At 67.6% G+C, this 10,908-nt stretch carries 7 protein-coding genes; 1 reads left to right on the plus strand and 6 read right to left on the minus strand.

Features of this window, described 5'->3' with window-relative positions; translation table 11 throughout:
- Positions 1–13 precede the first annotated feature (13 nt).
- The 6 genes from ABZ444_RS33570 to ABZ444_RS33595 form a co-directional block, all read right to left on the minus strand.
- Entirely contained in the window at positions 14–2,053 is a 2,040-nt protein-coding gene (locus ABZ444_RS33570) for an ATP-binding protein (protein WP_358005743.1), read from the minus strand.
- Positions 2,050–2,868 carry a DUF4255 domain-containing protein gene (locus ABZ444_RS33575; protein ID WP_358005746.1) on the minus strand — a complete coding sequence of 273 codons (819 nt, stop codon included), beginning with the start codon at positions 2,866–2,868 and terminating at the stop codon, positions 2,050–2,052. The genes ABZ444_RS33570 and ABZ444_RS33575 overlap by 4 nt, the downstream gene beginning before the upstream one ends.
- 2,115 nt (positions 2,869–4,983) lie before the next feature.
- Entirely contained in the window at positions 4,984–5,832 is an 849-nt protein-coding gene (locus ABZ444_RS33580) for a DUF6760 family protein (RefSeq protein ID WP_358005749.1), read from the minus strand.
- Between the two features lies 1 nt (position 5,833).
- The gene (locus ABZ444_RS33585; RefSeq protein WP_358005752.1) at positions 5,834–6,334 is read right to left on the minus strand and encodes a phage tail protein; all 501 of its coding nucleotides are present in this window, start codon (positions 6,332–6,334) and stop codon (positions 5,834–5,836) included.
- Positions 6,335–6,361: 27 nt separating this feature from the next.
- Positions 6,362–8,383 carry a phage tail sheath subtilisin-like domain-containing protein gene (locus tag ABZ444_RS33590; protein WP_358005755.1) on the minus strand — a complete coding sequence of 674 codons (2,022 nt, stop codon included), beginning with the start codon at positions 8,381–8,383 and terminating at the stop codon, positions 6,362–6,364.
- A 366-nt stretch (positions 8,384–8,749) separates the two neighbouring features.
- On the minus strand, positions 8,750–9,697 hold the full coding sequence (locus tag ABZ444_RS33595) for a glycoside hydrolase family 16 protein (RefSeq protein WP_358005758.1): 948 nt from the start codon (positions 9,695–9,697) through the stop codon (positions 8,750–8,752).
- A gap of 513 nt (positions 9,698–10,210) precedes the next feature.
- Between ABZ444_RS33595 and ABZ444_RS33600 the strand changes: the two genes are divergently transcribed.
- Positions 10,211–10,908: Tn3 family transposase (locus tag ABZ444_RS33600; protein ID WP_358005761.1), on the plus strand; the 698-nt coding region annotated here is incomplete at its 3' end.

Here is a 10,908-nt window from a genome sequence, read left to right on the forward strand (position 1 = left end):
GGAAATCCGTCACTCACCGCTCGTCCCCCGGCCAGAGTTTTCCGATCTTCTCGAACTCCCCGCGAGCGCCCAGGAGGATGTGCCGCCGTTCGATGGCGCCGCCGTCGGCGGCGGCCAGAAAGGCCGCGTTGAGCACCACGTTCGTGATGTTTCCGCCGCTCAGCGGGAACTGCCGGGCCAGCGCGTCGAAATCGACGTCGGACGCCACGGGGGCATGCGGCGGAAACAACGTTCGCCAGATGCGCGACCTGGAGTCGATCTCGGGAAACGGGAATTCCACGATGAACCGCAGGCGTCTGGTGAACGCCTCGTCGAGGTTCTGTCGCAGGTTGGTGGCCAGGATGACCACGCCGTCGTGGTCGTCCAGTTTCTGCAGCAGGTAGCTGGTCTCGATGTTGGCGAACCTGTCATGGGCGTCCGACACCTGCGTACGCTTGCCGAACAGGGCGTCCGCCTCGTCGAAGAAGAGGATCGCGTGGGCCGCCCAGGCTTCCTGGAACACACGTGCCAGGTTCTTCTCGGTCTCACCGACGTATTTGCTGACCACTCCTGACAGGTCCACCTTGTACAGGTCCAGGTCGAGGTCATGGGCGAGGACCTCGGCGGCCATCGTCTTGCCGGTACCGGGTGGTCCGCTGAACAGCACGGTCAGCCCGCCGCCCCGGCGGAATCCCCAGTCGCCGTGCACCCGGAAGTGGTGCCTGACCTGGTCGCCGATGGCACGCAGCTGGTTCGCCCGATCCTCCGGCAGCACCAGGTCCCGCCAGTCGCGGGCAGGGTCGATCCGCACAGCCAGACCGTCGAGCCTGCCTCCCAGGTGCCTTCGGCAGGCGGCCGCCACGTCGGCGAGGGCCAGCGGCCGAGCGGTCGGCTCCATGAGCCGCTGGTTGTCGGCCAGGGCGAGCGCGGCGCCGATCCGTCCCGGCGGCAGCCGGAATCTGGAGACCAGTTGCTCCGCCCACTCCTGCGCGTCCTCGCTGTGCCCGGCCAGGTGTTCCCGCCAGGTGGCCACGGCTCGTCGTGGGTCGGGTGCCGGCATGGCGATCGAGTGGAACAGCGCGCCGGGGAAGTCACCGCTGTCCCACGGATGTTCGCCTGTCAGGAAGGTGAGCCGGCCGAAGTCGGCCACGGCCGCCTTGAGAGCACCGAGGAGAGCGGGCGGCAGCGTGTCGGCGGCCGGGAGATGGATCGCCGCCTGATGCAGCACCCCCTCGCGCAGGCAGGTCCGCAGGAGCATGGTGGTGTCCAGCGCGCCGGCGTCCGCGCTGAGCAGCGGGATCTCCAGATGGCGGCACACCTGGGCGGCCAGGTCGAGCTTGCCTGAGCCTGCCGGGCCATGCAGGTAGAAGACGATGGGGCGGCCCTCACCCGACCAATGGTGCTCGATCAGGCGCAGGACGCCGTCCGCGAGCTCGTGGTCGGCGGCCTGTTCGTCGTGCTGCCGCAGCCTTCCCACCAGGGAGGCGTCGAGCTCGTTCAGGCCCATGAGGAAGTGGCAGATCCTGGGGTCGACCTTCATGAACTGGGCCAGCCCCGAGGATCCCGACGGGCTTGCGGGGTCGGCCACCGTTTGCAGGATGCCGCTCCGCAGCAGCGGCGCATTCTCTGAGAAGCAGCTTCGGGCGGCCCACCCGCGGTGTTCGGACGGGCACAGCAGATGCAGGATCAGGTCCACGCTGGGCCGCCGGCGGGTGATGTCGTCCTGCAGGAAGGCGTACAGGCGGTCGTACTTGCGGCGCAGCTCGGGCGCCAGGCAGATCACCACGACCCGCGTCTCCAGGGCCGACAGCCCGAACAGGCTGCTCAGGGTGGGCAGCGCCAGCCACACTCCTTCAGCGAGGCTGCGCTCCACCCTGGCCACGATCCGCCCGTCCAGCGGCCCGTCCCCATCCGTTTCCTCACCTTTCGGCCGGCCCAGCAGTGCGTCGATCTCCCGGGGGGCGGCGTCGTCCGGCCCCGGGCGCCCGGCCTCGAGCCGGACCCGGATGAGCTGGTCCAGGTGGTCGAGTTCGTCGACCAGGTGCTCGAAGTTGTCGGCGTACGGGCGTGTCATGGTGCCGCCTCGTACAGGAACGTGCGGCGGAACATACCGGAGATCTCGACACGGACCTCGTACAGGCCGGGAGCGAGACCTGGCGGCAGCGGGCTCGTGAAGGTGTCGCCGGTCAACGGTCGTCCCGCGACCAAGGGGATCCCTCCGAACCAGATGCTGACCTGCCACCCGCTCAGGTGGGTGCCCGTGAAGGACAACTCCGTGCCGCTCCCGGTCATCTCCGTGACCACAGGCGGCTTGAACGAGACCCTGGGTTCGGGGACCCCGATCCGGCGGACCCGCTTGGGCACAGGATGCGGGTTGCCCGGCGAATGATCGATCTGCACGGTGGAGACCCGGTACGGCACGGACAGGCGGAACGGCTGGGAGAAGGCACTCCACAGGTTGGTCAGCTCCTCCAGGCCGGAGTCGTCACTGACGATGTTCAGGCGCTCCCGCGCGGCGTGCAGGCCGGATTCCAGATGGCGGGTGGGAACCGTCGCGTGCTCGTAGAAGATGCGCATGGCTTCGCCGAGCAACTGCTGCGCGGTGACGTTGCCCAACTGATCGTCATTGGGGGCGTACGCGGTCAACACGTAGAACAGGCTCAGGGACAGCGGCGGCGGTACGATTCCGCCTTCGTGCGCGGTCCAGTCCTGGTTCTTGAGGAACGGGTTCTCGACGAGCTTGTACAGGAACAGGTTCAGGCGCCGGTCGGGGCCCTGCTCGTCGGGGGCGAGGATGGTGACCTTGGGGGCCGGACAGAGCCGGAACTCCTCAAGCAGCAGCTTGCGGAGGGAGGCACTGACCATGCCGATGGCCGTGGAGTCGCTCACCGGAGGATCCCCATGCGAAGTCGGCCCACGTACCTCCGCTCCCAGAACGCGATCGTGCCCCCTGTGGACGCAGGCTCGGCTCGCCGACCAGGGACGGTACGAGGTGGGACGACCGGTCTGGCGTCCCCGCGCTCATGCGGCACGGGAGGTGAGATGTGGGTCGGGACGGACATGGTGGTGGCCGGCATGTATGCCTGCTCGATCGGGGAGACCGCCGACGCGGCCCGCCCTGCGGTGGCAGGTTCAGACCTGTTCGGCGGGGCGGGCGGCGCCTCCGTGGTCGCTGTGACGGACGCCCTGGTGCCTTCCCGCAGGACCCTGCCGGTGACCGCGGTCCGTTCCTCGGATGCCGGCTTCGGGCTGACGGTGGTCTCGTCAGAGCGCGTCGGCAGGCGACGGCCGGGGATCACCAGGACGGTCCGCCCCGCTGCGGCAGGCTCAGCCGATGCCGGGTCGAGGATGGTCGTACGTGGTGAGGCGCCCTCCGGCACCACCTCAGTGGCATCGGCCCCCTGCTGGCCCGACGAAAGAGCAGACGATCCCGGGCGATCGCCCGCTGCATCGGCGACCACCGCCGACGGCACCCCCACACCCGCGCCCGGACGCTTCAGCACGACATCACCAGCGGACCTGCCCAGCTCGCCATGGGGAACCCGCCCGCCCACGACACCGGCCACCTCCACCGGCCCAGCCGATGACACCGGCTCACCCGATCGGCCCTCTTCCCTCCACCCCTCACGCATCAGAACAGGCCCACCGGCGATGGCCGCGTGCGATGAGGGAACCTCCAGCACCACCCCATCGGAGGCAGTCACCTGCTGCCCAGACACGCGAGCAGACGATCCCGGACGATCCCCACCTACACCGGCACCCCCCGCCGACGGCACCCCCACACCTGGTCCCGAACGCTCCAGCACGACAGCACTCGTAGACCCGCCCAGCTCGCCATGGGGAACCCGCCCGCTCACGACACCGGCCACCCCCACCGGCCCGGCCGGTGACACCGGCTCACCCGATCGGCCCTCTTCCCTCCACCCCTCACGCATCAGAACAGGCCCACCGGCGATGGCCGCGTGCGATGAGGAAACCTCCGCCACCACCCCATCGGAGGCAGTCACCTGCCGACCCGACGAAAGAGCAGACGATCCCGGGCGATCGCCCGCTGCATCGGCGACCACCGCCGACGGCACCTCCACACCCGCGCCCGGACGCTCCAGCACTGCATCCGCAGGCCCGGCAGGCTGGCCATGGGAAAACCGCCCGGCTGCTGACCCCGGCTCAGCCGAACGGCTCACCTCCCTCCGCCCGTCCTGCACGAGGACGGACCCACCGGGCGTGGCCGCGTGCGGTGAGGTGAACTCCAGCACCGACCCGGCAGGGCCGGACACCCGCTGTCCCGACAAGGGGGCAGACGATCCCGTACGATCGCCGGCGGCGTCCGCGGTCAGCTCCGGTGGAGTCCCTGCACGAGTTCCAGAGTCCTCCAGCACGGCATGGCTCACCGGCCCAGCCAGCGTGATACCGAGAACCGGTTCGTTCCGGGCTTCGCGAGTCGAGGCGTCCGTGAGGCCGGGGGCCGAAACCGTCACCGGATCGTTCACAGGCTGCTCCGCCAGGGGGGAAGGATCATGCGATCCGATTGTCCGGCCTTCCCACGTGGTGGGGGTGCTGGACGGCCGGAGTTCCGAAGCAGGAACGGCCGGATGAGGTTCGGCGGAGATCGCCGGGACGGCTGCGGGCATGGGTCGTTCCGCAGAGCTGCCGGCATGCTCATGGGCGAGTTTCGGCAGCGGCGCCTCGCCGGTGGTCGCGAGCTCAGAGGGGCGAGGCTCGATCGCCCTCATGTCAGATGGCACAGGACGGGGAAGGGGGGCTTGCACGGATGGCGTGGATCGTCCCGCGATGCCGAAGGACACGGGGAGAGGGGACCTCTGGGGAGCCGCGGCCAGAGGGCGTCCTGGTAGCGGTCGCAGGTAGTTGAAGACGAGGCCGGGAGCGGCGGGTGCGAAGGTGACCCGTAGCCCGGCGTGCTCAGGCTGACCGAGCAGCAGGCGGACGGCGGCGCGATACGGGAAACGGCGTGCCCCGCCGGCCAACGTGTCCCGGAAGTATCTCTCAGGTGCCACCGTTCAGCACCTCGATCGTCTCGGAGAGCACGTCGATGTAGGTGCGCCTCCGCTCACGCGTCATCTCCATGATCTCCCGCTCGCTCCAGTGGTAGTGGTAGGCGAGATAGTGCACCTCGTGATAGAGCTGCTCCCCCTCGATACGCAGGTCGCCGAGGAAGAAGCGCTGGACGTCGAACGGCGCGAGAAAGGTCCGCCGGCACTCCGCGCACTCGGCCTGCATGGTCTGCTCCACCCGGGGCGCCAGCTCGGCCATCCGTGCCTCGATCGCGGCCCGGTCCGCTGCGGGGAGCGCCGACACCCGCGCGCGGTCCGGGGGGCCGTCCGTGCCCAGCCGCAGCAGGCAGCGAGTGAGGAGCAGGGTCGTCGCCTCCGCCTCGTCATGTGCCAGCAGCTCCGCCAGCTCCTCCTGGTCCCCGCCGTTCGGCAGCCGGAACGCCACCTCCGTATCGCCGAGCCACATGGTGTACGTCGCGGACTGCTCCCGAGCCTCCTCCACCGGCACCTGGTCCAGGGAGAACGTGAGGGACACCCGCTGACCGCAGTCCGGCCACGGGCAGACGAGGTCCGCTCTGACCAGTTCGCCGAAGGTCCGCCGGCGCAGCTGGAGCAGCAGGTAGTGGCGGTCGGCCACCAGCAGTTCCCGGGCGATCGCCGGGGTCACCGGGCCGAGGCCGCCCAGCCGCCGTACGCAACGGCTGAGCACCTCGGTCACCAGCCTGGCGCTCTGTCCCGGCCCGGACAGGAGTTCTTCCTCATGTCCGGTCAGCGCCGTCAACTCGAAGTCGCGGTGCAACCGTCCGCCGGCGTCCCAGTAACCTCCCGGAAGGAGGTCCACGTCAGGTCTCCTTGGGCTCGGCCACGGCGGCGTCCCGCACCCAGCCTTCGTTCTCCAGCTTGATGGTGGAGATCATCACGGCGCTTGTGCTCGCGTCCAGTTGCGGCAGCGCCTGGTACTCCGAGACCCAGCAGCGGAACACGTTGTAGGCGAGGACCTTCGCCCCCTGGTGGTTGTAGATCTCGATGGTGATGTCCTTGCGGAACGTCGCCAGCGACATCGCCGGATCACCCTGGAAGTTGTTGACCTTGTTCGCCCAGTCCTCGAAGGCCGTGTCGTGCGTGACCCCGGACTCCAGGGTGATCGCGTCGTACTTGGACTTGCCCGGGATCTGCCGCGGCCCGCTGGCGTCGCCCGCCTCGTGCCACGTGGTGACCTCTGTCGTGCGTTTCAGCGCGCTGCATTTGTTGAGCGCGGCCACGTACTGGCCGTCCCACTTGATTTTGAATTTGTAACCAAGATAAGGATCGAACCGCGTGGAGTTGACGGTAAACCTGGCCATGTGCCCACCTTCTACCGGAGCCGGGGCCTATCCCGACGCCATTCCCGCCTTCTGGCTGATCTTCACGATGACGAATTCCGCCGGCTTCAGCGGCGCGAAACCGACCAGCACGTTGACCACGCCGGCGTCGATGTCCGCCTGGGTGGTCGTCTCCCCGTCACACTTGACGAAGAAGCCCTCGGAGAGGGTGGCGCCCTGAAAGGCGCCCTGCCGGAAGAGAGTGGTCATGAAGGAACCGATGCTGAGCCGCAGTTGCGACCACAACGGCTCGTCGTTGGGCTCGAACACCGCCCATTGGATGCCGTTGTAGATGCTGACCCGCAGCATGATCGCGGTGCGCCGCACCGGCACGTAGCGCCAGGAGGAGTCCGTGGTGACCGTACGCGCGCCGAAGGCGACCACGCCGGTGGCGGGGAATCGGCGGATGACGTTCACTCCGATGGGGTTCAGGGTGCCGTGCTTGACATCGTTGATCTCGACGCCCAAGCCGACGACCCCGTTGAGTCCGGCGTCGGTCCCGGCGGGGGCCCGCCAGACCCCTCGCGCTGCGTCGACGCGGGCGTAGAGTCCCGCGATGTAACCGCTGGGCGGCAGCAGGATCGGCTCGCGTGATTTTCCGGTCGGATCCAGTGCCTTGACCCAGGGGAAATACAGCGCTCCATAGGAATTGGCGACGGTCAGGTTGTTACGGAAGGCAACGGCCTGCTCCGCGTCAAGTGTCTCCCGGCCGGTCTCGCCCAGGAAGAAGACGTCCTGCAGCGGCCGGTTGGCGCAGTAGCCCATTCCTTCGCTGACCATCGTGGTGCTGGCCTCGCCCGGCACGGCGAGCAGGCTGAAATCCGTGACGGAGTCGAGCTGACCGAACGCGGTGATGTAACTCTGCTCGGTGGGCTTCGTACCGTTGGTGCCCGGCGTTGCCTCGAGAACCGTGTCGTCCTCCGCCGCGTCCCCCACCTGTACCGCGGCCACAGTGACCGGCCTGCGTACCGAAATGCCGCTCTCGGACCTGCCCTTGTTACCTGGGCCGAGTTGGAGGGCGGCGGTGGCCGACGACTCCTTGGCGGGCTGAACACGTACCGACGAGGTCGCCGAGGTGGTACCCGACAGGAGGACGAGTTCTCCGTCCTGACCGACCTTGCACTCGAAATCGGTGAAGGCCTCGACCGGCGTACTGTTCTTTCGCCTGGTGCGGTGCAGGAAGCTCACGGCCTGCTGGAGCTTCTCGGCCACCCTGGCCACGTCGGCGAGGCCGGCGACGTCCTCGGGAAGCTGCACCAGTTGGAAACCGTCATTGTCGATGTCGATCTCGAAGTTGCGGTTCGCCTTCAGCGGGAGCGTCGGTTTGCCGCCGCCGTGGTGTGTCCCCCGTTGCACGTCCGATCTCCCCGCCAGAACTTCGGCGCGGATGAGTGCCGAGTCCCTGTCCAGCACAGTGGTCACGTAGTTAGGGGCCTCGGAGTCGACGCTGAGGTTGTCGAACGTCTCCAACGGCGCCAGGTCGCCGGCATCCTCGAGAATCAGGGCGGGGTCGACCTGGCGGCGGACGGTCAGCTTGAATTCGTTGCCCGGGTCCAGGGTGCCGTCCTGGATCTGCAGGAGCAGCGAGTTGCCCCAGAGGCCCTTGCTCTTGGCCCAGAACCGCACACCCGTCTTACCGGCGGAGGACAGGCCCTCCTGTGCAGGTGACGTCTCCTGCTGGTCGGCGGACTCGTCCTGAGCTGCGGCTTTGGGGTGGGAGGGGGGAGCAACCCTGTTGCGCAGGGTGACGCTGGCTGCGACGGCGTCGTCGGGGACGACTCGCACGATGTAACACTGGCGGCCACCGTTGTTGAAATACTGGAGCACGCTGTGTGCCAGAAATCCGTCGGGGATGAAGGTGCCGTAGCGGCGTTGGAACTCCATCCAACTGGTGACGCGGGTAGCCTCCGCTGGGCCCATCTCGGCCAGCCCGACGAAGGCCGCAGTCGAGGTGCCGGCAACCTCGAGAGGCCGGACTCCGCTGGGTGTCTCTTGCAGATAGACACCTGGATAGGACGGGGTCGGCATCATCGCCTCCTGTCGTCGCCGCATGGCACGGCTTGGAATCGTCTCAACGCCGAGAAGCCTCGACTGCCGAGCTTGCCGATCCGGATGCTGTCGGCGACTGCGACGGTCAGTGACCGACCGGTGTCTGGCACCACAGCGCTCCAGTGATGACGGGCATCACACGCCAGCTTGGCTTGAGGGGACCCCGTGTCGCCACGAGGAAGAAGTTGCCTGGTCGCGGTGTCAAGCATCCTCATTCGGGCGTGCGACCGTCAACAAACGCACCGGAGAGGAAGTGCCCCGTTTCCGTCAACATCTGACCGGGTCGTGATGTATGTCGGTACCTTCTGACTGCGGGCTTCGACCCCGCCGGCGCGCAGCGGCCCACGGCTAAGGTGTGGGCGCCCAGCGCGGGCCTGTCGGTGCAGGAGCTGCCGACTTGGACGGAGAGGGAAGGGTGTCGCGGAAATCGATCCCCGCGGCACGGAAGCCGGCAACCCTGTGGGGTACGTCGGCGGGGGCGACTGTCTCGCCCTTGCTGTGATAGATCCAGTCCACCTGCTGCCGGTAGGTTCGCCGGCTCGATCCGCCTTCCAGATCCGCGAACCACTGATTGAACTGGATGCGCATGAGCTGCTCCGGATAGTAGATGCCACCGTGATCGGCGAAGAGGCGGCCATCTACGTAGTACCTCATGCGTCCATCGGAGACCTGAATGACCAAGTCGTGCCAACCTGCGAAGCTGGCTCGTTCTGTGGTGAGGGTTCTTACCGGATGCCACGGTTCGGCCTGGTAGGTCTCCCAACTCGTGGCGTACAGTCTCGTGTCCGGCGCGCCCCATCCGCCGTTCGGCAAGTACTCGAAGTCCAGTTCGCTGTAGTCGAGGTCGTTGTCCTTCCGGAGCGGGGTGATGGTGAAGAAAGTCTGGACCACGTGCGCGCTGTCAAGGCCGCTCAAAGGAGAGTCGCTGAAGCGCATTCTGCAAGCGTACGTGCCCTCGCGAAACCGTTGACGCGTGGTGAAAAGGGCAGCCTGCACGGTACCGGAGGCGGTCCCATCCGTGACAGAGTCGAGCGTCAGGAGCCCGTCGGGGAAGCTGACGGCCGACGGCGACCAGCTCACACCTGGCACGCCGGGCCCGCCCAGGCCGGAGCGGACGGTCCAGCCACGCCTGGCGAGCAGCGGATCCAATGCGCCGGAGTAGGAGAAGTCGTCGAAGAGAACCCCGTTCGACCCTCTTGCCCTGGATCCTGGTTCAGCGTTGGTATGGAGGTACCAGGTGGGGCTGACGGCGGCGGCGACGAGCAGCCCGAATCGGAGAATCTGACCGGCACCCATCAACCCACCGTTCTATCGCCGAACGTAGTCAGCACGCTCCGTAATGTTATCAATTGTCCATGGAGCCGCCCGGGGCCTCCGACACGTACGCCATAAACCTCAGGCCCGATCGACCGTGACAAAGACAGCAGCGCCTGCCATCACGGCGAGGCACGGCTTGCCGGTGAAGAATCCGGGCGGCATGCCCATGCTCTCCCAGGTGGGATCGGAGGAGTGAGACAACCTACGGCGCTACGACTGGCCCCTTCGCTCAGCAGGTCGCGCTGGGGCTGCATCGGCACAGCACGGCCGGGGTCGCCGAATGCTCGGGGTCGGGCTGACCAAGGCCATGTTTCTGATGCTGTCCGGCCAGATCCGCAGCGTCAGGGACGAACGCCACTGCCGTCTCCTCCCCGGGTGGGTGGACGACACGCAGCCAAGATCGCAGCAGGCGAAGGCTGATAAGCCGACGAGGTGACGGCGGCAGGGCGCCCTCCTCGTCGAGGAGGGCGGCGGCGGTAGCTTGCCCTGGCGATGATGGAGGGCGTGCTGCGGCACTGCACCGACGCCACCATCGACCGCCAGTACACAGATAGCCATGGCCAGTCGCTGGTCGGGTTCGCGTTCTCCTACTTGCTGGGCTTCAAGCTGCTGCCGCGGATAAAGAGGATCGCCCACCAGAAGCTGGTCGAGGCCGACGCCGATGACCAGGTTCCGTCCTGCCTGACCGGCATGGTGGCCGACAGGCCGATCGACTGGGAGATCATCGCTCAGCAGTACGACCAGATGGTGAAATACGCCACCGCCCTGCGGCTTGGCACGGCCGAGGCCGAGCAGGTGCTGCGCCGCTTCACTCGCGGCGGCCCCAAACACCCCACCTACAAGGCCATCGAGGAACTCGGCAAGGCGGTCAAGAGCGCGTTCGTCGCCGAGTACGTCGCCGCCCCGGAGCTGCGCCGCGAGATCCACGAGGGCCTGCAGGTCGTGGAGAACTGGAATTCGGCCAACACCGATCTGTTCTACGGCAGCGCCGGCACCGTCCCCGGCAGCGACAAGGAGCATCAGGAGGTCTCCTTGCTGGTTCAGTCCGTCCTCAAGGGCCCCGCCTGGCAGAAAAAGATGACCGACGCCGACAAACGAGGCCTTCACCGCTGTTCTGGTCCAACGCCAACCTCTACGGCACGATCGACATCGACATGGGCCGCCGTCTTGACCTCGACCTGGTCGCCTGA

It is taken from the genome of Nonomuraea sp. NPDC005730, from assembly GCF_040630865.1.
Taxonomy (GTDB): domain Bacteria; phylum Actinomycetota; class Actinomycetes; order Streptosporangiales; family Streptosporangiaceae; genus Nonomuraea.

What these genes read in the sequence shown, in the direction of transcription:
- ABZ444_RS33595 (WP_358005758.1), bottom strand. Translation starts at nt 9,697, where the DNA reads ATGGGTGCCGGTCAGATTCTCCGATTCGGGCTGCTCGTCGCCGCCGCC.
- ABZ444_RS33570 (WP_358005743.1), bottom strand. Translation starts at nt 2,053, where the DNA reads ATGACACGCCCGTACGCCGACAACTTCGAGCACCTGGTCGACGAACTC.
- ABZ444_RS33590 (WP_358005755.1), bottom strand. Translation starts at nt 8,383, where the DNA reads ATGATGCCGACCCCGTCCTATCCAGGTGTCTATCTGCAAGAGACACCC.
- ABZ444_RS33585 (WP_358005752.1), bottom strand. Translation starts at nt 6,334, where the DNA reads ATGGCCAGGTTTACCGTCAACTCCACGCGGTTCGATCCTTATCTTGGT.